The organism is Geobacillus thermopakistaniensis (assembly GCF_000498995.1).
In the GTDB taxonomy this organism is placed as follows: Bacteria; Bacillota; Bacilli; order Bacillales; family Anoxybacillaceae; genus Geobacillus; species Geobacillus thermoleovorans.
Genome location: NZ_AYSF01000100.1, coordinates 1 through 23,833, shown reverse-complemented (window position 1 = coordinate 23,833; position 23,833 = coordinate 1). Strand labels below are relative to the sequence as shown.

Below are 23,833 nucleotides of genomic sequence, written 5' to 3'. Positions count from 1 at the left end.
TTACTGCTTTTTTTATCTCCTCTGACTGAGCGGACTCCCACTCCCAAGCAGAGTGAAAGTGGGGAAGGAGGTCAAATCACCAAAAAACAAAGAAAGGGGAACGTCCATTGCGAAAAACGCACGCCCTCACCGAAGCGGCGATTGAGCTCGCACTGTTTGCTGTTTTGTTTTTGCTTGCGCTGTACGCGCCGGTCATTGGGATTGTCGCCGCTTTGTTTTTAGCGCTTCCGTTTATGGTGTTTACGATGCGCCATGGGTGGATTCCAGCTATGTTGCTGCTGGCGGCGGCCCTTGTCATCTCCGGTTTGATCGGCTCGCTTTTGTCGCTGCCGATGGCGCTTATGTTCGGCACCGTCGGCATGGCAGTCGGCGCGATGCTTTCGAAACAGAAAAACCGTTATCTTGTTCTTCTTGTCGGCGCGCTTGTATTTTTGGCGAATATCGTGCTTGATTACATCATCTCGATTCAATTTTTGCACGTCGATATGATCCAAGATACGCTTGCGCTCGTGCGAGAATCGTTTGACACGGCAATGAATCTAATGAAGGGAATGGGACAAGCGCCGCCTTTGGAGATGCAAAGGCAGTTCGAACAAGGGCTGAAGCTGATCGGCTATATGGTTCCGACGCTGTTTGTCATCGCTTCGTTTGCGCTGGCGTACGCGACGATCATCGTCTCGCTGCCGGTGATGAAGAGGCTGAAGCTGCCGGTCGGTTCATGGCCGCCGTTTCGCGAGCTTATGTGGCCGAAAACTGTATTGTGGTTGTATGTCTTTGTGCTCCTTCTCTCCTTGTTCCCGTTCAAAGAAGGATCGTTTGCCTATATCGCCGTGTTGAACTTATCGTATGTGTTGCAGCTGGCGATGATTGTGCAAGGATTTTCGTTTCTTTACTACGCCGCTTACAAAAAAGGGGTTGGCAAAGGTGTGGTGGCGGCAGGGACGGTCGTTTGCTTATTCCTGCCTTTTCTACTTTATCTTGTGGCGATATTCGGTATAATTGATTTAGGATTTGATTTGCGCCGCCGCATATGATAATTGGATAAGGCGAGTCATTTCTTCAGTGTAGGAGCTGACTTGAATGTCCCATTTTTATGAAAGGAAAGCGTATCGCTATCCGTTATATGCGTTAGCCGCCCTGGCGGTGCTTATGGCGATTGGCTTGTTTTACTTCCAATGGCTGCTTGGCCTCGTCGCCCTTCTTGGCGTCGGGTTTGTGCTTTATTATGTCATTGGGGCGCAACGCTCCTTGCATAAAGAGTTGGAGCACTATATTTCCAATTTGTCGCACCGGGTGAAAAAAGTAGGCGAGGAAGCGTTGATGCAAATGCCGATCGGCATTATGCTCATCGATGAAGGGGGAGAAATCGAGTGGTCGAACCGTTTTTTGGCCGCCTGCTTTAAGGAACAGACGCTTGTCGGCCGCTCTCTCGCCGAGCTTTCCGAATCGTTGGCCGCTTTTGTGAAAAGGGGAAAAACGGACGAAGAGATCGTCGAATTGAACGGAAAGCAGCTGAAAGTGGTCATTCGCCGCCCTGAACGGCTTCTTTACTTTTTTGATGTTACTGAGCATTTGGAATTGAAGCGGCAGTACGAAGCGGAACGGCTGGTGCTCGCCATTATTTTTCTTGACAATTATGATGAAATTACGCAAGGGATGGACGATCAGGCAAAAAGCCAACTAAACAGCCTCGTCACTTCCGTGTTGAACCGGTGGGCGAACGACTATGGCATTTTTTTGAAGCGGACGTCATCCGACCGATTTATTGCCGTATTGAACGAACATATTCTTGGGCGGCTCGAGAAAAGCAAATTTTCCATTCTCGACGAAGTGCGAGAGCAGACGGCAAAACATCATGCCCAGCTGACGCTGAGCATCGGCATCGGCGCCGGCGTGTCCCAGCTCCCGGAGCTCGGGGCGCTCGCTCAATCAAGCTTGGACTTAGCGTTGGGGCGCGGGGGCGATCAAGTCGCGATTAAGCAAGGAAATGGAAAAGTGAAGTTTTACGGCGGCAAAACGAACCCGATGGAAAAGCGGACGCGCGTCCGCGCCCGCGTTATTTCCCATGCGCTTCGCGAACTGATTGCAGGAAGCGACAAAGTGCTCATCATGGGCCATAAATATCCCGATATGGACGCCATGGGAGCGGCGATCGGCGTTTTAAAAGTCGTCCAATCGAACCAAAAGGAAGGGTTTATCGTCGTCGATCCGGCCAAAACGGATGCCGGGGCGCAACGGTTGCTTGAGGAAATGAAAAAACATGCTGAATTATGGTCAAGATGCCTAAAGCCGGAGCAGGCGCTTGAGCTCGTCACCGAGGATACGCTTTTGATCGTCGTCGATACGCATCGTCCGTCGCTCGTCATTGAAGAGCGGCTATTGTATCGCACCGACCATATCGTCGTCATTGATCACCATCGCCGCGGCGAAGAGTTCATTGAGGCGCCGATTCTCGTCTATATGGAGCCTTATGCTTCTTCGACATCGGAACTCGTCACCGAGCTGTTAGAGTACCAACCGAAACGGATGAAGCTGACGATGCTCGAAGCGACCGCCCTGCTTGCCGGCATCGTCGTCGACACGAAAAGCTTTACGCTCCGCACCGGCTCGCGGACGTTCGACGCCGCGTCATACTTGCGCGCCCAAGGAGCGGATACGGTGCTTGTGCAAAAATTGCTGCGGGAAAGCATCGCCAACTACATCAAACGGGCGAAATTGATCGAACGGGCGGTGATCGATGAGCATGGCATCGCCATCGCCAAAGGGGGCGAGAACGAGGTGCACGACCAAGTGTTGATTGCGCAAACGGCCGATACGCTTCTCACTTTAAGCAGCGTCGTTGCTTCGTTCGTCATTTCCAAGCGGTCCGACGGGACGGTCGGCATCAGCGCCCGCTCGCTCGGCGATGTCAACGTGCAAGTCATTATGGAACGGCTTGGTGGAGGCGGACATTTGACAAACGCCGCTGCCCAATTGTCCGAAGTGACGGTGGAAGAGGCGGAGCGGCAGCTGCGTGAAGCCATTCATGACTATTTCGAGGGGGGGAAGCCATCATGAAAGTCATTTTTTTAAAAGATGTGAAAGGAAAAGGGAAAAAAGGGGAAATCAAAGACGTCGCCGACGGTTACGCAAACAACTTTTTGTTCAAACAAGGGCTCGCCATTGAAGCGACGCCGGCGAACATCAAAGCGCTCGAGGCGCAAAAACAAAAAGAGCAGCGCCAAGCGGCGGAAGAACTGGCCAATGCGAAAAAACTGAAAGAAGAGCTCGAGAAGCTGACGGTGGAAATTCCGGCGAAAGCGGGCGAGGGAGGCCGTTTGTTTGGTTCAATCACGAGCAAGCAAATCGCTGAGGCGCTTCAGGCCCAGCACGGCTTGAAGCTTGACAAACGGAAAATCGAGCTTGCTGATGCCATTCGCTCCCTCGGATATACGAATGTGCCGGTGAAGCTCCATCCGGAAGTGACAGCGACCTTAAAAGTGCACGTCAAGGAACAAAAATAACGGCAGCAATGATGCCCCCGCCCGCTATGGCGGGGGCATTATCGACGGAGATGAAACGGGGGAAAGGCGGTGAGACGATGAGCGAACTTTTTTCAGAACGAATTCCTCCGCAAAGCATTGAAGCCGAGCAGGCCGTGCTTGGCGCTGTGTTTTTGGATCCCACTGCGCTGACGCTCGCCTCGGAACGATTAATTCCCGAAGACTTCTACCGCGCGGCCCATCAAAAAATTTTCCACGCCATGCTTCGCGTCGCTGATAAAGGCGAGCCGGTCGATTTAGTGACGGTGACGGCGGAACTGGCCGCTTTGGAGCAGCTGGAGGAAGTGGGCGGTGTCTCCTACTTAAGCGAGCTTGCCGATTCTGTGCCGACAGCGGCCAACGTCGAATACTACGCCCGCATTGTTGAAGAAAAATCATTGCTTCGCCGCCTCATTCGCACGGCGACATCGATTGCCCAAGATGGCTATACAAGGGAAGATGAAATTGACGTTTTGCTCGATGAAGCGGAACGGAAAATTATGGAGGTTTCCCAACGGAAACATTCAGGCGCCTTTAAAAATATTAAAGATGTTCTCGTACAGACGTATGACAACATTGAAATGCTCCATAACCGGAACGGGGACATCACCGGCATCCCGACCGGATTCACTGAACTCGACCGGATGACGTCCGGATTTCAGCGCAGCGACTTGATTATCGTCGCCGCCCGGCCATCGGTCGGGAAGACGGCATTCGCATTAAACATCGCCCAAAATGTGGCGACGAAGACGAACGAAAATGTCGCGATTTTCAGCTTGGAAATGAGCGCCCAGCAGCTTGTGATGCGGATGCTTTGCGCCGAAGGCAACATCAACGCCCAAAACTTGCGCACTGGCAAGCTGACGCCGGAAGATTGGGGCAAGCTGACGATGGCGATGGGCAGTTTGTCAAACGCCGGCATTTATATTGACGATACGCCGAGCATCCGCGTCAGCGACATTCGCGCCAAATGCCGCCGCTTGAAACAGGAAAGCGGCCTCGGCATGGTGGTGATCGATTATTTGCAGCTCATTCAAGGAAGTGGGCGCAACCGGGAAAACCGCCAGCAGGAAGTGTCGGAAATCTCCCGTTCGTTAAAGGCGCTCGCCCGCGAGCTCGAAGTGCCGGTCATCGCTTTGTCACAGCTGTCGCGCAGCGTTGAGCAGCGCCAGGACAAGCGGCCGATGATGTCCGATCTTCGCGAATCGGGGAGCATTGAGCAAGACGCTGATATCGTTGCCTTTTTGTATCGCGACGACTACTACAACAAAGATTCCGAGAACAAAAACATCATCGAAATCATTATCGCCAAACAGCGGAACGGCCCGGTCGGGACGGTGCAGCTCGCCTTTATTAAAGAGTACAATAAATTCGTCAACTTAGAGCGCCGTTTCGATGAGGCGCAAATTCCACCGGGGGCGTAAGACGGACCGCGCTGCCGGCGGCGGGCGCCTTTTTGTTCTTTTGGCCTTTGACTATTTCCTCGTTTACACCCGCGGCGTTAAAGAGGGAGCCTTCCTGATCATTGATAAACGAATAAAAAAGACGATATTTTCTTTTAATGTTCGTGTTTCATTGACTTTATGGCTGAAAACTGGTACACTGACAATGTTTAGACCGAGGAAACTGGAGGTGCTCGCCATGTCGTCAGTCGTTGTTGTCGGCACGCAATGGGGCGATGAAGGGAAAGGGAAAATTACGGACTTTTTATCGGAAAATGCGGAAGTGATTGCCCGGTATCAAGGGGGAAACAATGCCGGACACACGATCGTGTTCAACGGGGAAAAGTATAAGCTGCACTTGATCCCGTCGGGCATTTTTTATAAAGATAAAATTTGCGTCATCGGCAATGGGATGGTCGTCGATCCGAAGGCGCTCGTTGCGGAGCTTTCGTATTTGCACGAGCGCGGCATTTCGACTGATAATTTGCGCATCAGCAACCGCGCTCATGTCATTTTGCCGTATCATTTGAAATTGGACGAGCTTGAGGAAGAGCGGAAAGGGGCAAACAAAATCGGCACGACAAAAAAAGGAATTGGGCCGGCGTACATGGACAAGGCGGCGCGCATCGGCATCCGCATTGTTGATTTGCTTGACCGCGACGTGTTTGCCGAAAAGCTGGAGCGCAACTTGAGGGAGAAAAATACGCTGCTTGAAAAAGTGTACGGGGTCGAAGGCTTCCGGTTGGAGGACATTTTTGAGGAGTATTACGAGTACGGCCAGCACATCGCCAAATACGTCTGCGACACATCGGTCGTATTGAACAATGCGCTCGATGAAGGGCGCCGCGTCTTGTTCGAAGGAGCGCAAGGCGTCATGCTTGACATTGACCAAGGAACGTATCCGTTTGTCACGTCGTCGAATCCAGTCGCTGGCGGGGTAACGATCGGCGCCGGTGTCGGGCCGACGAAAATCAAGCATGTCGTCGGGGTGGCGAAAGCCTATACGACGCGCGTCGGCGACGGGCCGTTCCCGACAGAGCTGCACGATGAAATCGGCGACCGCATTCGCGAAGTCGGCCGCGAGTATGGGACGACGACCGGCCGTCCGCGCCGCGTCGGTTGGTTTGACAGTGTTGTTGTCCGTCATGCCCGCCGGGTGAGCGGCATTACGGACTTGTCGCTTAACTCGATCGATGTGTTGACCGGCATTGAAACGTTGAAAATTTGCGTCGCCTATCGCTACCGCGGCCAAGTGCTCGAAGAATTTCCAGCCAGCTTAAAAGTGTTGGCCGAATGCGAGCCGATTTATGAAGAACTTCCTGGCTGGACGGAAGATATCACCGGGGTGAAAAGTCTAGACGAGCTGCCGGCGAACGCCCGCCATTACGTCGAGCGCATTTCCCAGCTCACCGGCATCCCTCTTTCGATTTTCTCCGTCGGACCGGACCGTTCGCAAACGAACGTCGTCCGCAGCGTCTACGCGTAAGCGGCAACAGTGGACGGTGGCAGGCAGCGTATAAACAAGGCAAACGACAGGCATAGATGCGCGCGCGTCTATGCTTTTTTCTTTGATAGGCTCCTCAAAATGGCAATCGGCAAAGGATGATTTCATGTTCATAACATGGTAAATTAGTAATGATAGGATTCCATCGCAAAAGGAAGGATGTGAGCGAGATGGAAAAACGCATTTTAGTCGTTGATGATGAAAAACCGATTGCCGATATTTTGCAATTTAATTTGCAAAAAGAAGGATATGAAGTCATTTGCGCCTACGACGGCGAAGAAGCGCTGCAAAAAGTTGAAGAAACGATGCCGGACTTGATTTTATTGGATATTATGTTGCCGTTAAAAGATGGCATGGAAGTATGCCGTGAAGTGCGGAAAAAGTATGATATGCCGATCATTATGCTGACAGCGAAAGATTCCGAGATTGATAAAGTGCTTGGGTTGGAGCTTGGTGCGGACGATTATGTGACAAAGCCGTTCAGCACGCGCGAGCTCCTGGCGCGGGTGAAGGCAAACTTGCGCCGCCATGCGCAAACGGCCAACCAAGAAGAAGGAGAAAACGAAACAAATGAAATCGTCATTGGCCCGCTCGTCATCCGTCCGGACGCGTATGTCGTGCAAAAGCGGGGGGAAACAATTGAACTGACCCACCGCGAATTTGAACTGCTTCATTACTTAGCGAAGCATATCGGCCAAGTGATGACGCGCGAGCATTTGCTGCAAACCGTCTGGGGCTACGATTACTATGGCGATGTGCGCACCGTGGACGTGACGGTAAGACGTCTGCGTGAAAAAATTGAGGACAACCCTTCCCACCCGAATTGGATCGTCACAAGACGGGGAGTCGGCTATTACTTGCGCAATCCGGAACAGGAGTCATGAGCCAGCATGAAAAAAGTAGGTCCATTCCGTTCGATTCATTTTAAGTTTGTCATCATTTATGTATTACTGATTCTCGTCGCCATGCAAATCATCGGCGTGTACTTCGTTCGCAAGCTGGAAACGGAGCTTGTGCAGAACTTTAAAAACTCATTAAACGAACGGGTGACCTTGCTCGCCTATAACGTCGAGCAGGCGATGAATCGGGAGCGCGATGAAAAAAGCCCGACATTGGAAGAAGACATCCGTTCGCTTCTTCATGATTTCGTTTCCCAAGACATTTCCGAAGTGCGCGTCATCGATGAGAAAGGGAAAGTGCTTGCGACATCCAATCCGTATATGCAAAACATCGTCGGAAAGCGGACGACCGAGATTTATGTAAAACGTTCCCTCGTCACCGGCGAAATCGTCGACCGGATGCTGCTCGATTCGAAAACAGGTCATCGCATGTACATTTCGTCGACTCCGATCAAAACGAGCGGCGAAATCAAAGGTGTCATTTACGTCATCGCCTCGATGGAAAACGTCTTTTCGCAAATGCGGCAAATCAATATGATTTTGGCGACCGGGACGGGGATCGCTCTCGCCATTACCGCCGTGCTCGGCATTTTTTTGTCCCGCACGATCACCCGGCCGATTTCCGATATGCGCCGGCAAGCGCTGGCGATGACGAGGGGAGATTTCTCCCGCAAGGTCAAAGTGTACGGCTATGATGAAATCGGCCAATTGGCGATGACGTTCAATAATCTGACCAAAAAACTGCAGGAAGCGCAGGCGACGACGGAAGGGGAACGGCGCAAGCTCGAGTCCGTCTTGACGCATATGACTGATGGCGTCATTGCGACCGACCGTCGCGGGCGCGTCATTCTCATTAACGATGCAGCGTTAAACATTTTGAATGTTTCACGTGAAACAGTGCTGTCGAGTTCGATCGTCGACGTGCTTGGCATTGCCGACCAGTATACGTTTGAAACGCTGCTTGAGGAGCGCGATTCGCTCATTTTAGATTTCAGCACGGATGAGGAACTGTATATTTTGCGCGCGTCGTTGTCGGTGATTCAAAAAGAGGGCGGATTTGTCAACGGGTTGATCGTCGTTTTGCACGACATTACCGAACAGGAAAAAATCGACCGCGAGCGGCGGCAGTTTGTCGCCAATGTGTCGCATGAATTGCGCACGCCGCTCACCACGATGAAAAGCTACTTAGAAGCGCTCGCTGACGGCGCTTGGCAAGATAAAGACATCGCGCCGAGGTTCATTCAAGTCGTGCAAAATGAAACGGAACGGATGATTCGGCTTGTCAACGACTTGCTCCATCTGTCCAAGCTTGACAGCAAAGACTACAAGCTGAAGAAAACGTGGATCAATTTTTCAGCCTATTTCCATAAAGTCATTGACCGATTTGAGTTGACGAAAAGCGACAACATCCGGTTCGTTCGCAAAATTCCGCGCGAGGCGATTTTTATTGAAGTTGATGAAGATAAAATTACGCAAGTGTTAGACAACATTATTTCGAACGCTTTGAAGTACTCTCCGCAAGGAGGGACGATTACATTTCGCGTCCGCAAACTTGCTGATGAAATTATTGTCAGCGTCAGCGACGAAGGAGTCGGCATTCCGAAAGCCGACTTGGCAAAAATTTTCGAACGGTTTTACCGGGTCGACAAGGCCAGGTCGCGAAAATTGGGCGGTACGGGGCTTGGGCTGGCCATTGCCAAAGAAGTCGTTCTTGCCCATGGCGGGACGATTTGGGCAGAAAGCAAGGAGCATAAAGGAACGACGATTTATTTTACGCTGCCGCTAGAACGCGAGCAAAAGGATGACTGGTGCGATGTATGAAACGATCAAAACCATCGTGTTGACGTTGCTTGTGCTCATCAGCATTACCTTAACGTTTGCCTTATGGACATATCATCCGAAATACGACGTGCTGCAAAACGACGAATACATTCAACACGTCTCCGTGAGCAATACGCAAGTGGATACAGCGATGGTCGTGCAGCCAAAGCAGATTCTCATTCATAAAAACGGCGTCCCCTATGCTGTGACGAAAGACGAAGAGAAAAATGAAGTGCTGAAAGAAATGAGAAGATGGACGCTTGATGATTTCGAAGATGTTTCGTCTTCTGTTCCGCAAGGGAAGTTTTTATCGTTTTTAAACGGCAAAGAGCGGCTTGAGATCATTTACCCCGATGAGGTGCCGATCGACATATACCGATTGATTTTCACGATCGATGACAGGGGGCTCGACGGCTTGGCGTTTGACCGCCTGCTCGTCCCGCTCGGTGGGAAGGACGAGTTCCCCATCCACTTCATCGCGACCGACAAGCGCAAAATTTACAAAGCGATTGCCAGCGATGCCTCCTTATCGGCGATCGGTCGGCTGGCGAAAGAAGCGAGCCATTTTCCGCGTTATTTCGCTTATCCGGTCAGCGAAACGAAGCAGTTGTATTTGCCGGAAAAAGAAGTGGTGCTCAGCAGTCTGCAATATTATACCGACGAGCTGGACGCAGACAAGTTTAAAGAAGCGCTCTTTAGCGATCCAAGCTTTGTCAAAAAAGATTTGATTCCGTTTGGCGAAGAATATACAGACGGTTCGCGGCTGATGGACGTCGATTTTCTTCAACGGATGCTGCTGTATGTGAATCCAGCGGCGCGCGTCTCGAATATGGGACAAACGGAGCAAGAAACCCATATCATCCAAAAAAGCATTGATTTCGTCAATGAGCATGGCGGTTGGACGGATCTGTATCATTTCGCCCGCTGGAGCGAGGAGGATCGAAAAGTCACGTTCCGGCTTGTCGTCAACGGCTATCCAGTCTTTAATGAATACGGCATGTCAGAAATCGTGGAGACGTGGGGAGCGTCCGATTTGATGAAATACCAGCGTCCGCTCTTCCGCCTTGAAATCGCGGATCGCAACCGCACACCAAAAACGCTGCCGTCCGGCCATGAGGTCGTCAACTGGTTCGAACAGACGAAAGGCGTTCGCAAATCGCTCATCAAAGATATCGCCATCGGCTATGAGCTCATCAAAGATCCGGAGCGGGAAAAAGTCATCCGCCTTGAACCGGCATGGTTCTACTTGTACGGACAAACGTGGAAAAAGGTAAACATGGGCGATGAGGCGGGAGGAGGGGGAACAAATGGACTGGAGTAAAACGAAGACGATTTTTATTATCGTGTTCCTCATCCTCGACTGCTTTTTAGGCTATCAGTTTATGGAAAAACGAAACAGCAGCCAGCTCGATGTCATTTTGGAAACGACGATTGAAGAGCAGCTTGAGGCGAACGGCATTACGTATGTGGATCTGCCTAAAGAAGTGACGAAAGCGGCGTATGTCAGCGGCAAAAGCCGCTCATTCACCATGGCGGATGTAAAAAAGCTGCCCGGGCAAAAAGTGAAAATCGAAGGAGAAACGAAAGTCAAAGGGACGTTCATCGATCCGGTTGCGCTGCCGATTGACGATCCATACCAGCTGCGTGAGTTTTTGCAGCGCTACATCATCGGCGGCGGGCAATATGCCTTTTGGTCGTTTGATGAAAAACAAGGAATCTTGACCTGCTACCAAATGTATGACGGCAAGATGATTTACGGCAATGAAAACAGCAAGCTCGTCATCCATGTCAACGGGAGACGGGAAGCGCTGTCGTATGAACAGACGATGCTCAGCGACTTGGAAAAGTACGAGCGGAAGCAAGATATCGTCCCGGCGATTAAAGCCATTGAGACGTTGTACCGAAAAGGGCATTTGCAGCCGGGCGACCGCGTCACGAAAGTGGAGCTTGGCTATTACGGGCTTGTTCAATTTACTGCATCCCAAGTGTTGACTCCAACTTGGCATATTGTTGTCAATCGGAAGGAAGACTATTTCGTCAATGCGTTTGAAGGGCAAGTGATCAATGATCAAGGAAATGTGCTGGAGTGAAAGAACATGACGATGCGATTTAGTGTGCTGGCCAGCGGCAGCACCGGCAATGCCTTTTACATTGAGACAGACCGCCAGCGCCTGCTTGTTGACGCCGGTTTGAGCGGCAAGCAGCTTGAGGAGTTGTTTGCTGAGATCGGCCGCCATCCAAAGCAGCTTGATGCGCTGCTTGTCACCCATGAACATAGCGACCATATTAAAGGGCTCGGGGTGCTTGCCCGCAAGTATCGGCTGCCGGTGTATGCCAATGAAAAAACGTGGCGGGCGATGGAACAAACGGTCGGCGACATTCCGCCCGAGCAAAAATTTGTCTTTCCGCTCGGCGCGGTAAGGACGTTCGGCGATGTTGACGTCGAATCGTTCGGCGTCTCTCACGACGCCGCCGAGCCGATGTTTTACGTTTTCCACTATGAAGGGAAAAAGCTTGCGTTGCTCACCGATACCGGCTATGTGAGCGAGCGGATCAAAAAGACGATTGAAAACGCGGATGTGTTCGTGTTTGAAAGCAATCATGACGTCGGCATGCTGCGGATGGGGAGATATCCATGGAGCGTCAAGCGCCGCATTTTAAGCGATGTCGGCCATATTTCGAATGAGGAAGCGGGTTTGGCGCTTGCTGACGTGATCGGCGACCGGACAAAGCAAATTTATTTGGCCCATTTGAGCCAAGATAACAATATGAAAGAGCTGGCGCGCATGACCGTGACGCAAGTGTTGGAACAGAAAGGCTTAGCGGTCGGCGCCCGCTTTCGTTTGTATGATACCGATCCGCGTCGGGCGACGGCACTAGCGTATGTATAAAGCCCGTTTTGCCGAAACTGAGGGAGACACATTTGTTGGATTTTTTCTCCTGTTCATGATTATAATGAGGGATGGAGACGAATGTGGAAAGGAGGGTGAGCATGGGATACTACGACGACCATTATGAGCCGTACGAACAAACGAGGAGGAAGCGGCGAAGCGGATCGTTTGTTTCCGCGCTTGTCGGCGCCGTGTTAGGAGGGCTGCTCGTCCTCATGTCCATTCCGGCGCTTTCCCGTTGGGATATCCTCCCGTATGATGTTGTGCCGAATCAAAGAGCAGAGGAAGAGCCAAAAACAGAGGAAAATGGAACTCCACCGATTCGGCAGAGTGTTTCCGTAGATGTGACGACGGCGGTGACAAAGGCGATCGACCAAGTGTCGGATGCGGTTGTCGGCGTTGTCAACATTCAAGAAGCCAGCTTCTGGTCGCAAGGAGGCGAGGCTGGCGTCGGATCGGGCGTCATTTACAAGAAAGCGGGAGGCCGGGCGTTTATCGTCACGAACCATCATGTTGTTGAAAACGCCAGTCAGCTCGAAGTGAGCCTCAAAGATGGGACGAGAGTGCCGGCGAAGCTGCTCGGCAGTGATGTGCTTATGGATTTAGCCGTCTTGGAAATTGACGCGAAGCATGTGAAAAAAGTCGCCCAGTTCGGCAACTCCGATACGGTGAAGCCAGGCGAGCCAGTCATTGCCATCGGCAACCCGCTCGGTTTGCAGTTTGCCGGCTCGGTGACACAAGGCATTATTTCCGGAACGAACCGGACGGTCGAAGTCGATTTGGACCAAGACGGCGCTCCAGACTGGAACGCAGAAGTATTGCAGACAGATGCGGCGATCAACCCGGGCAACAGCGGCGGCGCTCTTGTCAATATCAAAGGGCAAGTCATCGGCATCAACTCGATGAAAATCGCCCAAGAGGCGGTTGAAGGCATCGGGTTCGCGATCCCGATCAACACGGCCATTCCGATCATTTCGGACTTGGAAAAATACGGACAAGTGCGCCGTCCGTACATGGGCGTTGAACTTCGCTCGCTGAGCGACATCCCATCGTACCATTTGCAGGCGACGCTCCATTTGCCGCCGAACGTAACGGAAGGAGCGGCGGTCATTCAAGTCGTGCCGATGTCGCCGGCCGCACAGGCGGGTTTAAAACAGTTTGATGTCATCGTGGCGCTTGACGGCGAAAAAATCCGCAACGTGCTTGATTTGCGCAAATATTTGTATACGAAAAAATCGATCGGCGACCGGATGGAAGTCACGTTTTATCGTGATGGGAAAAAACGCACGGTCACGATGAAGCTGGCGCGTGAGTCGTATTAAACGAATGGAGGGAGCGAAAACGCTCCTTCTTTTTTCCACAAGGAGAGGGGCGAGAATGATGATATTCACATGTGAAGAACATGTCGACATCGCCATTGATCAATATGTAGATGAAACGGAACAGGCGCCGGATCTCCTGCCTGTGGACAACAGCGAAAAACAGTGCTATTTTTGCTCGAAACAAGCTGTATATGTCGTAGGAGGATAACAGTTTTTTCACAACATGTGGATATGTGTTGTGTATATGTGGATAAATCTTGTTGATAAGCTGTTTATAAGGCAGGGGTTGTTTGTGCATATTTCCATTGTCGCTGTGGGTAAATTGAAGGAAAAATATTTAATCGCTGGAATTAATGAATATACAAAGCGTCTGTCCGCATACGCCAAAATCGACATCATCGAAGTCGCTGATGAAAAAACGCCGGAGCGGGCGAGCGAACTTGAGGAGGAACAAATCAAAGAGCGCGAGGGAGGACGGCTGCTGGCGAAAATTCCGCATGACGCTCACGTCATCGCGCTCGCGATTGAAGGGAAGATGCAATCGTCCGAGCAATTCGCCGCCCGTCTCGATGAGCTCGCCACCTACGGCAAAAGCAAAGTGGTGTTCGTCATCGGCGGCTCGCTTGGCTTAAGCAAACAAGTGATGGCGCGCGCCGATGAGACGCTGTCGTTTTCGAAAATGACGTTTCCACACCAGCTGATGCGCCTCATTTTGCTCGAGCAAATTTACCGCGCATTTCGCATTAACCGCGGGGAACCGTATCATAAGTAAATGGGGTTTTTCCATTTCTTAGTTTCATGATGGGATGAAGACGTTCTATCGCAGATTTATCCATTACGGTTGAATATGGGGGATAAAGTATGAGACATTTGATTCAAATAGCCGTTGCCGCCAATGCAGCACAACGGCTATCCTTCATCAATCACCGTTTGTGTAATGATGAAGCGGTCTCATTATTTTATGGAAATCTTTTTCAATTAAGGAATTTTTAGGTTATTCACTCAAGGGGCGCCGCATTGGTTTGACAGATCGCGAATCTTGATTAAGGTGTTATGCCAAATGACGTTTAGGGAAATATAGCAGGAAAAGAGGGTTGCGCTAAGGAAAAGTCAGGGGAGAGCCGCCTAATTTATGCAACTCCCCCGCATTGGGCTGATACTTTATTTTTGCCGCTTTCTTTCGAACGGAGCAATAAATGGTCGGCATAAATGTACGCTTTTTCAATTGACATCGTTCCTTCTGCTTGACAAAAGTAAAGACCGAACGACGACGTATAGGCAATGGGACGTTTTGCCGCCATATAATCGACCAACACAGTGCTATGGCGCACTGCTTCTCGAATCTCCTCGACAAGCCGGACGCTCTCTTCAAATGTGCGATTACGCAAAAACATCGTAAATTCTTCACCGCCGCTGCGGAACAAAAAATCGCCCTCTTTGAGAAACTGTTTCAAGGTTGAGGCGAAATGGCGGATCACCTCGTCGCCGACGGCATGGTTATACGTGTCGTTGATCGTTTTAAAATTGTCGATATCGGCGACGACGACGCCAATCCATTCACCGGATCCGTTTAGCTTGGCGATCGTTTGATCCATGTAGGCGCGGTTATGGATGCCGGTCAAAAAGTCGGTGTAGGCCATTTTCTCGAAGTGGTCGCGTTCTAGTTTATGCTGGATGCTTTGCGATTTGGAAAAGAACGAGCGGCTGACGAAGTAATTGAGCAAAAATAAGCTCAAAAGCATATCCCACCGCTGTTCTTGCAAAAAGAGAAATAACAGACCGTTTGTCAGCGCCGTTTTTCCCATGTCCATCCAGCTTCTCGTCTTAATAAAATCCAACGCCTCGCGCTGTGTCTGAATGTCGCCGGTTATATAAAAAATGATGATCAGGCAACAGTCAGTCAAAAAGGAAACGACGATGACGAGCAGGAATAAAAGCAGCCAGAAGCCAATGAACGGAATAGACTGAAACAGCGGACCAAGGAGATTGTATAAGGCAAACGCGAGCGAATTGAACGTCACAAACGAGCCGATGTTGTACAATGTGTGCAGCCATTCATCGGGTTCCGCTGTTTTCAAATATTTTTTTGCTATATGTTCAGTCAAGCGAAACAACGCTTCAAAGATAAACAGCCCGAACGGGCCGGCAAATAAGGAGAAGGATAAACTGTAGTTAATGCCGTAATCAACGGGAATATTGTTTTTCGTTTTGTCTATGACGCGCAAGTGTGAATACAAGCTGGAAAACAGCCAATAAAACAGCAAAGCGATGACATAGGTGCGATCGAAGGAAGGCGGTTCTGACACAAAAACAACAACAATGGATGCGGAAAAAACAGCAAAAATCATCGGTCGTGCTCGGAGTAACATCACAGCTCTCTCTCCTATAAATCTGACCTCTGACAACTTCGGCGTTGATGAAGTGATTCCAAAAAGAGGAAGGCCGCTCACATGTCAGTGGCTTTCAGCAAAAATACGGATTATAGCCGCCGATGGCGAACGGTGAATTTGGAAACCGTCTTTTTTATAGAATCAAGATGTTCCCAATTGGAACAAACGAACATATGGTTACATCTATTATAGTACTATATACACAATTGTGAAAATAGACGAAATGGCATTGTTTTTCGCCTTTTTTCCACAAAATTTGACACATATTGAGTGAAAGTTGGTTCCAATCGATGCCGATTCTTTCGTGAACCATACAGCTGGATCGTGCTTGTTTCGCTGAATGAAAAGGGAAGCAGATAAAGCATAGGTGGTTCTTCCAGTACAGCTAGCGCGATTGCGGCGTTGTCGGCGACGGAAAGGACGGAAATATCATATCGCCGAATCCGAATACGATTGCGGCGGCCGAGGTGTTTGGCGCTTCTCTTTTCCCGCTTATGGCGGCTACGAGCAGCCATGACTTGTTCGTGGCGTAAGTATGTTGGCGATTTGTTTGCGCTCAAAGGAAGCAGCGCTTCGGTTGGCGAACAACTTATAGTGGAGGCTATTGTCATCGTTTGTGCCAAGACAGCCGTTTCCGATGACTTTTCGTTTCCAAGGTTTGGATGGAGACAAAAGAGGAGGGAAAAAGAATGAAAATCGTTATTGCCCCTGATTCATTTAAAGAAAGTCTTTCTGCGCTCAAAGTCGCCGAGGCGGTCGAGCGTGGGTTTCGCACGGTGTTTCCGGAGGCGGAATACGTTAAGGTGCCGATGGCCGACGGCGGGGAAGGGACGGTGCAGTCGCTCGTTGATGCGACCGGCGGCCGCATCGTCGAAACGGAAGTGACCGGGCCGCTCGGCGAGCCGGTGCGGGCGTTTTTTGGTTTGCTTGGCGATGGGAAGACGGCGGTGATTGAGATGGCCGCCGCCTCAGGGCTGCACCTTGTCCCGCGCGACCGGCGCAACCCATTGGTGACGACGACGCGAGGGACAGGGGAGTTGATCCTTGCAGCGCTGGATGCCGGCGCCACCCACCTCATCATCGGCATTGGCGGCAGCGCGACGAACGACGGTGGGGCCGGCATGGTGCAGGCGCTCGGGGGAAGGCTTTTGGACGAAGACGGCTGCGACATCGGTCCGGGCGGCGGCGCGCTGGCCGATTTGCATGCGATTGACCTTTCCGGTCTCGACCCGCGTCTTGGGGGAGTCCGCATTGACGTGGCGTGCGACGTCGACAACCCGCTTACCGGTCCGAACGGAGCGTCGGCCATTTTCGGTCCGCAAAAGGGGGCGACACCGGACATGGTCGCCGTTCTCGACCGGAATTTGGCGCATTACGCAGATGTCATCCGACGCGATCTCGGCAAACAAGTCGGCGACATCCCGGGAGCGGGTGCGGCCGGCGGGTTGGGGGCGGGACTGCTCGCGTTTCTCCCGGCCGAGCTAAAGCGCGGCGTAGAGATTGTGATCGAGACGGTTCAGCTCGCGGAGCGCGTCAAAGACGCTGACTTGGTCATCACCGGCGAAGGGCGGATTGACGGACAGACGGTGTTCGGCAAAACGCCGATCGGCGTCGCCAAGACAGCGAAACAGTTCGGCGTCCCCGTCATCGGCATCGCCGGGTCGTTGGGCGACGACAGCGCCGTCGTGTTGGATCATGGCATCGACGCGCTGTTTACGATCGTGCCCGGCGTCGTGCCGCTTGAAAAAGCGTTGGAGCAGGCAGAACATTATGTGACACAAACGGCGCGGCATATTGCCTCTGTGTATCGTCTCGGTCAAATGAAAGGGACATCTTTCTCCTAAGCGGGGAAGATGATGGGATTTCTTCATGGGTGAAATCCTATTGTTGAACGGCATGTTCTGTTCAGCCGTCCCCTTCTCGGGTGGACAATAGAAAAAGGTGTCCCAAAGGCAAGAGGACACCTTTTTTGTATGTTGCAACCCATTGGTTGAGGAAGTCAGTCGTTTATTTGCCTGCCCGCGGCCATGAGGCGATCGCCTCAAGCATCCCACGGATCGTGAACCGGCCAAATTGGTGCGGCAAAATAAAGTGGCCGCCTTGGCGGATCGCGTATATCCGCTCATTATGAACGAGCTCACCTTCACCTTTTAGGATGCTGACGATGAGAAACGGTTTCGTCTGTTCTGACGCGAACGCGTCATGGACGTCCCATTTTTGGACGCCGAAGTAGTCTCCTTCCACGAAGGTCGTCACCGTCGCGCCGGGAAATTCGGCGACATGGGGGTGGACATCGATGTCGCGATGCGGGACGGTCGTGACGTCAATCGCTTTCTCGAGATGAAGCTCGCGCTTCCGCCCTTGGCTGTCGACGCGGTCGTAATCGTAGACGCGGTAGGTTGTATCTGAGCTTTGCTGCGTCTCAAGGACGAGCGTCCCTTCGCAAAGGGCGTGGATCGTGCCGCTTGGGACATAGAAGAAGTCGCCGGGGCGGATCGGCACTTTCCGAAGTAAACGATCCCATTCCCCCGCTTCCATCATCGCGCGCAGCTCTCCTTTCGTTTCTGCATAATGGCCGTAAATCAACTGGGCGCCCGGCTTGCAGTCGATGATGTACCAACACTCTGTTTTGCCGAGTTCTCCGCCTTCATGCGTTTTGGCGTATTCATCGTCCGGGTGGACTTGGACTGACAAGTCGGCGTTGGCGTCCAAAATTTTGGTCAACAGCGGGAAGCGGTCAGACGGGAAGTGGCCGAACAAATCGCGGCGTTCCTCCCATAATTGTCCGAGCGTCATCCCGGCAAACGGTCCGCGGGCGACGACCGTCTGCCCGTGCGGATGGGCGGACACCGCCCAGCATTCCCCTGTTTGCGAAGACGGAATGTCGTAGCCGAATCGTTCGGCGAGCTTCGTGCCGCCCCAAATCCGTTCTTGGAAGACAGGGGTGAGAAAAATCGGTTCAAGGTCCATGCGTCATCCCTCCCGAAAACATCATACAACATGCAGTCCACTCTAATTTTCATCTTATCATGAAATGCGCTATCGGCAAATGAAAACGATAAGGGAGTTAGGAACATACGCTCCCAACCCCCATTGGAACTCAAGGTCGACATGCCGATTGCGACGATGTTCTGCACGCGCCGCCGTCCTGCGTCAGCGCGTCACTTCGCGTCATCAAGTTCAATGCGCGCGAGCGGCTGTTTCGCCGGTCCTTCGATAACATCGCCATCGATCGAGAAGCGCGAGCCATGACATGGGCAGTCCCATGTCCGGTCGCCGCTGTTCCACTCCAGCTCGCAACCCATATGGGTGCACGTTGTGTCGACGACATGGAGCACCCCGGCTTCGTCCTTATAGGCGCCAGCCCGCTTTCCGTTGACCGAGACAACCGCCCCTTCGCCATGCGTCAAATCTTGCGGCCGGCGGACAACCGGTTCGATCTTTCCCTCCAGCAAATGTTTGGCGACGTCAAGGTTTGTCGTGAAAAACTGCTTCATGCTTGGATCAGCGTAAAAGCGCGACGGGGAGTACAAGTCGCGGTATCGGTTGTCGCGGTCGAGGATGAGGTCAGACAAAAGCATCCCGGCGACCGTCCCGTTCGTCATCCCCCACTTCCGGTACCCTGTCGCGACATAAATGTTTGGCGTCCCTGCCGTCATCGGGCCGATGTACGGCACTTTGTCCAGCGTCGTCAAATCTTGGGCGGACCAACGGTAACGGATGTCGTTCACCGTAAACAGCTGCGAAGCGAACGAGGACAGCGCCTCGTAATGACGCATCGTCGGCACGCCTTGGCCGGTTTTATGGTTTTCGCCGCCAATCAGGATAAGCGTATCGCTGCCTGCCGCTGCGGAGCGGATCGAGCGTTTCGGTTCATCGGCGCTTAAATACATGCCGCCCGGGTACGGTTCAGTGATCGTCACTCCCAATACGTACGACCGTTCAGCGTACATGCGCGAAAAGTAAAACCCGCCGTCGTAAAACGGAAAGTGAGAACAGACGGCGACATGGTCGCACTCAACCCGTTTTTTGTCTCGCGTAATGACTGTCATCCTTTTTCCTTGTTCAATATCCGCCGCTGGTGTGTGTTCGTAAATGGCACTGCCAGCCTGTGTGATCGAATCGACGAGCTTGGCCAAATATTTGAGCGGATGAAATTGCGCCTGCCTCTTCATCACGACCGCTGCCGCCACCGGCAGCGGGAGCGGGATCGACTCAACGAAGGCGCCGTCAATGCCGAGCCGTTCGTACGCTTCCCATTCTTTCACTAGTTTTTGGAAAGAAGAGGAAGACATCGTATAAATATAGGCATCTTGCTCGCAAAAGTCGCAGTCTATTTGTTGTTCTTCGATCGTGCGGCGGATAAACTGGAGTGCGTCCATGCAGGCGTCATAATAGAGTCGCGCCTTTTCTGCACCGAAATGGTTGAGAAATTCATCATAGACGAGATCGTGCTGGGCGGTGATTTTCGCTGTCGTATGGCCGGTCGTGCCGTTCAGGAGCCGGTCGGCTTCCAGAAGGGCGACGCGCGCCCCTTGCGCCGACAACAAATACGCTGTTGTAATCCCGGAAATGCCGCCGCCGATGACTGCGACGTCGGCGGAAATGTCCGCATCGAGCTTCGGAAACGACGGAAGCGAAACGGAGTCGCGCCAGTAAGGCTCTACGGTGGAAGGAAGGGACGACATGATTACCTCCTCCTTGCATGTCAATGTTGTCTTCTGTAGTTTTCCTTTTATCGGGCGAACTATTCCACATATCCACAACCGTTTTCTTTTTTTGGCAACTATCCGCAAGGAGAAGGAAAGATGGTACAATAGAAAAAGAGAATCAAACTGTTTTGCAAAAATAACGTCAAAGGAAGATCGGGAGTGAATAAATATACAAATTCGTTTCATGAACGCCCCCATGCGCTGGCAGACAGCCTGATTTTAGAGCATTACAGCTTAAGTGAGCTCAATTTCGAGACCGTCAGCCATTACCGCGAGCGGTTTGCTCGGGTGAAACCGGGCCATCCGTGGAACGGGCTCGAGACAAAAGAATTTTTATACAAAATCGGCGCGTGGGGCAAGCTGCGCGACAGCAGCAAAGAAGGGCTGACGCTCGCGGGATTGTTGATGTTCAGTGAGGAGCGGATCATCACCGAGGTGCTGCCGCAATACTTTTTGGAATATCGAGAGCACACTGACGGTGAAGCGGCAGGATGGACGAAGCGGTTCACATCACAAGACGGCACATGGTCGGGCAACATTTACGATTTTTATTTTCGCGTGTTGGCTGAGCTGGAGCGTCACGTTTGGTCGGATGAAGGGCGCGCTCTGCTTGGCGAGGCGCTCGTCAATGCGCTCGTTCATGCCGATTATGGGGAGGAAGGCGGCATCACCGTCGAAAAAGAGGATCGTTCATTTCGCTTTGCCAACCCGGGACGGTTTCGCATCCCGATTGAAGCGGCAATGGCGGGGCATACGAGCAATTTGCGCAACCCGAATATTTTTAAAATGTTTTTGCTGATCGACGTATGCAAACGCGCGGGATCGGGCCTCAAGCGAATGTGCGATATGCAGGAACAGGCGCTTGCTTGCCCGATCGATATCTCGCAGCAAACGAATCCAGACCGTACAATCGTTGTGTTGTGTCCGCTGCAATTTCCAGCTGAAATTAGCGCAACAATGGAAACAGAACCGGCTGGACAGCTGGAACAGCCGGAACCCGAATGGCTGGATCCGGACAGTGGACAGGAAACCGAGAGCTTCATAACTAACGAACTAAACTTCGTAAGTATAGACACTAACTCCGTTAACAACGAAGAAAACTCCGAAAATATAACCAAAAACTCCGTAAACATCGGGTCGAACTCCATAAAAAATGAGTCTGACTCCGTAAATAGAGCGTCGATCTCTATAAATAAAGAGTTGAAGTTCGTAAATAGCTTGCTTAGCTCCGTAAACAACGACATCAGTATGCATGACAGCAACGAAAAAGGGGAAACGATCGACGAACGGCTATGGAAGATGGCAGAATTGGCACGGCGAAAAAAACGGTTGGCTCCAGCGGTCATGGAACAATTGATCGTTCGGTTATGCCGCGAGCGGCCGCTGCGTCTGAAAGAGCTGGCAGAGCTGCTCGAACGGACGCCGGATGGATTGCGCAACAATTATTTAGGAAAGCTGTTGGAGGAAGGGAAAATCCGCTTAAAATACCCGGATCAGCCGAATCATCCGCGCCAAGCCTACATAGCGGTTGATGAATGAAAGGATTGGAGGGTGAAAGCGAGTCATGATCCAAACGGAAATAGACCGATCGGAAGGATGGGGTCTGCGATTGCACATTTCCTGCTTTTTGTTTTAGAAAGAGGGTGTCCCGCAAGGATGGGGACACCCTCTCTTTTGATCGGACTTGTCATCCAGCTTGCTTTTCTTCGGCTTGGCCATGCTGGCGACGATGCATTCCTTTGGCGAAGTATACTGCCGTCAAAAGCAGCAGCCAGGCTGGGCCGATGATCAAAGCGATGCGCGTATCCGGGAAATACGCCATTAGGGCGGCAACGCCGATCAAAAAGGCAAGCGACACGTATGAGCTGTACGGATAAAGCGGAAGTTTGAACGTGAGACGTTGTGCTTGTTCCGCGCTCAACTGTTTGCGGAATTTCAGCTGGGACAGCAAAATTACCGCCCACGTCCAAATGGCGCCGAATGTGGCGATGCTTGTCACCCATTGGAACACTTTTTCCGATACGTAGTTCAAATATACGCCGACAAGCATGACAAGCGCAGTGGCGATCAAGGCCGCGCCCGGAATGCCGCGCTTTGTCAGCCGACCGAATGCGCTCGGCGCTTCTTGCTGTTCAGCAAGGTTAAACAGCATCCGGCTGGTGCTGAAAATGCCGCTGTTGCACGACGACAAGGCGGCGGTCAAGACGACAAAGTTGATGATGCCAGCCGCGGCGTGAATCCCGATTTTTTCAAACGTCAGCACGAACGGGCTTCCCTTTTCGCCAATTTCGTTCCAAGGATAAATGGACATGATGACAAACAGTGCGCCGACGTAGAAGATCAAAATGCGCCAAAAGACGCTGTTAATCGCTTTTGTCAACGATTTTTGCGGGTTTTTCACTTCCCCAGCCGTTACGCCAATCATTTCGATGCCTAAATACGCAAACATGACCATTTGCAGCGACATCAAAACGCCGCTGATCCCGTGCGGGAAGAAGCCGCCGTGCTTCCAAAGATTGCTGATGCCGGTGGCGACGCCGCCGTTGCCGATGCCAAAGAGGATCATGCCAAGGCCGATGATGATCATGGCGACGATCGTCACGATTTTGATTAACGCAAACCAAAATTCAAACTCCCCGTACGCTTTCACCGCGAGAAAGTTGATGAACGTCATGAGCACCAGGGCGGCAAGCGCCCACGCCCAGCGAGGCGTGTCCGGGAACCAAAACTGCATGTAAATGCCGACAGCCGTAATTTCAGCGATGCATGTGACCACCCATAAAAACCAATAATTCCAGCCTGTCAAGTAGCCAGCGAGCGGACCTAAATATTGATAAGCATAGCGGCTGAACGAACCAGCGACCGGGTGTTCGACGGCCATTTCCCCCAGCGCGCGCATGATGAAAAACATAATGGCGCCGCTGACTGCATAGCCGAGCAAAATCGCCGGCCCAGCCATTTCAATCGCGGACGCCGAACCGAGGAATAAGCCGACGCCGATCGCCGCACCCAGCGACATGAGCGAGATATGCCGTTCTTCTAAGCCTCGATGCAATTGCGGCTGTTTTTGCTCCATTGTTTCTCCTCCTTTTGATAATAAATAATATTTTTTGAAAAAGTATTTTTGAAGCGCTTACATTATAATACTAACCGATGGATAAAGAGGTTGTAAATGAGCAATGTTTTCAAGTTATTATATATTTAATAATCTGAATAGTATTTAAAAATACATGAATTGCCTTGAAGGCCGGTGAAAAAAGTACACCCTGAGGCAGGGATTTAGGGGGCTTATGTCGAAAAAGGAAGAAAAATCGTTGGAATGGAGCGTGAG

The 23,833-nt window shown here is 51.7% G+C and carries 19 protein-coding genes; 15 read left to right on the top strand and 4 right to left on the bottom strand.

Annotated elements, in window-relative coordinates; genetic code table 11:
- The first annotated feature begins 107 nt into the window (after positions 1-107).
- The 13 genes from T260_RS122900 (at position 108) to rlmH (ending at position 14,172) form a co-directional block, all read left to right on the top strand.
- The gene (locus T260_RS122900; RefSeq protein WP_011232943.1) at positions 108-1,034 is read left to right on the top strand and encodes a YybS family protein; all 927 of its coding nucleotides are present in this window, start codon (positions 108-110) and stop codon (positions 1,032-1,034) included.
- 46 nt (positions 1,035-1,080) lie between these two features.
- Positions 1,081-3,057 (top strand): DHH family phosphoesterase, encoded by a 1,977-nt coding sequence (locus T260_RS122905; RefSeq protein WP_011232942.1) that lies wholly within the window; start codon positions 1,081-1,083, stop codon positions 3,055-3,057.
- A complete protein-coding gene (gene rplI / locus T260_RS122910) occupies positions 3,054-3,503 on the top strand; it encodes a 50S ribosomal protein L9 (protein ID WP_011232941.1) in 450 nt (149 codons plus the stop codon). Before T260_RS122905 ends, rplI begins: the two co-directional genes overlap by 4 nt.
- A 77-nt stretch (positions 3,504-3,580) precedes the next feature.
- Positions 3,581-4,945 carry a replicative DNA helicase gene (dnaB, locus tag T260_RS122915; RefSeq protein ID WP_011232940.1) on the top strand — a complete coding sequence of 455 codons (1,365 nt, stop codon included), beginning with the start codon at positions 3,581-3,583 and terminating at the stop codon, positions 4,943-4,945.
- Between the two features lie 217 nt (positions 4,946-5,162).
- Positions 5,163-6,449 (top strand): adenylosuccinate synthase, encoded by a 1,287-nt coding sequence (locus tag T260_RS122920; RefSeq protein WP_011232939.1) that lies wholly within the window; start codon positions 5,163-5,165, stop codon positions 6,447-6,449.
- Between the two features lie 188 nt (positions 6,450-6,637).
- On the top strand, positions 6,638-7,351 hold the full coding sequence (gene yycF, locus T260_RS122925) for a response regulator YycF (RefSeq protein WP_011232938.1): 714 nt from the start codon (positions 6,638-6,640) through the stop codon (positions 7,349-7,351).
- Positions 7,352-7,357: 6 nt separating this feature from the next.
- A complete protein-coding gene (gene walK / locus T260_RS122930) occupies positions 7,358-9,187 on the top strand; it encodes a cell wall metabolism sensor histidine kinase WalK (RefSeq protein WP_011232937.1) in 1,830 nt (609 codons plus the stop codon).
- Complete coding sequence (locus T260_RS122935) at positions 9,180-10,508, top strand: YycH family regulatory protein (protein WP_023634560.1); 1,329 nt, start codon at positions 9,180-9,182, stop codon at positions 10,506-10,508. The genes walK and T260_RS122935 overlap by 8 nt, the downstream gene beginning before the upstream one ends.
- Complete coding sequence (locus T260_RS122940; RefSeq protein WP_011232935.1) at positions 10,495-11,277, top strand: two-component system regulatory protein YycI; 783 nt, start codon at positions 10,495-10,497, stop codon at positions 11,275-11,277. Before T260_RS122935 ends, T260_RS122940 begins: the two co-directional genes overlap by 14 nt.
- Before the next feature lie 6 nt (positions 11,278-11,283).
- Positions 11,284-12,078, top strand: coding sequence for an MBL fold metallo-hydrolase (locus T260_RS122945; protein WP_011232934.1), 795 nt, complete (start codon positions 11,284-11,286; stop codon positions 12,076-12,078).
- Positions 12,079-12,179: 101 nt separating this feature from the next.
- Positions 12,180-13,400 (top strand): S1C family serine protease, encoded by a 1,221-nt coding sequence (locus T260_RS122950; protein ID WP_011232933.1) that lies wholly within the window; start codon positions 12,180-12,182, stop codon positions 13,398-13,400.
- A gap of 55 nt (positions 13,401-13,455) precedes the next feature.
- A complete protein-coding gene (locus tag T260_RS1000000139190) occupies positions 13,456-13,608 on the top strand; it encodes a CxxH/CxxC protein (protein ID WP_011232932.1) in 153 nt (50 codons plus the stop codon).
- An 84-nt stretch (positions 13,609-13,692) separates the two neighbouring features.
- Complete coding sequence (gene rlmH / locus T260_RS122955) at positions 13,693-14,172, top strand: 23S rRNA (pseudouridine(1915)-N(3))-methyltransferase RlmH (protein WP_011232931.1); 480 nt, start codon at positions 13,693-13,695, stop codon at positions 14,170-14,172.
- 358 nt (positions 14,173-14,530) lie between these two features.
- On the opposite strand, the gene T260_RS122960 is transcribed toward rlmH, so the two are convergent.
- Entirely contained in the window at positions 14,531-15,769 is a 1,239-nt protein-coding gene (locus tag T260_RS122960; RefSeq protein ID WP_023634558.1) for a GGDEF domain-containing protein, read from the bottom strand.
- 710 nt (positions 15,770-16,479) lie between these two features.
- Here T260_RS122960 and T260_RS122965 point away from each other — a divergent pair.
- Positions 16,480-17,634, top strand: a complete 1,155-nt coding sequence (locus T260_RS122965) for a glycerate kinase (RefSeq protein ID WP_014197022.1) — start codon at positions 16,480-16,482, stop codon at positions 17,632-17,634.
- A 163-nt stretch (positions 17,635-17,797) separates the two neighbouring features.
- Here T260_RS122965 and manA read toward each other — a convergent pair whose 3' ends face one another.
- Both manA and T260_RS122975 read right to left on the bottom strand, forming a co-directional pair.
- Positions 17,798-18,760: a mannose-6-phosphate isomerase, class I gene (gene manA, locus T260_RS122970; protein ID WP_023634557.1), complete on the bottom strand. Its 963-nt coding sequence runs from the start codon at positions 18,758-18,760 to the stop codon at positions 17,798-17,800.
- Between the two features lie 191 nt (positions 18,761-18,951).
- A complete protein-coding gene (locus tag T260_RS122975; RefSeq protein WP_023634556.1) occupies positions 18,952-20,478 on the bottom strand; it encodes an FAD-dependent oxidoreductase in 1,527 nt (508 codons plus the stop codon).
- Between the two features lie 183 nt (positions 20,479-20,661).
- On the opposite strand from T260_RS122975, the gene T260_RS122985 reads away from it, so the two are divergent.
- A complete protein-coding gene (locus T260_RS122985) occupies positions 20,662-22,041 on the top strand; it encodes a DUF8451 domain-containing protein (RefSeq protein WP_023634555.1) in 1,380 nt (459 codons plus the stop codon).
- A gap of 148 nt (positions 22,042-22,189) precedes the next feature.
- On the opposite strand, the gene T260_RS122990 is transcribed toward T260_RS122985, so the two are convergent.
- Complete coding sequence (locus T260_RS122990; protein WP_011232925.1) at positions 22,190-23,578, bottom strand: amino acid permease; 1,389 nt, start codon at positions 23,576-23,578, stop codon at positions 22,190-22,192.
- Between the last annotated feature and the right edge of the window lie 255 nt (positions 23,579-23,833).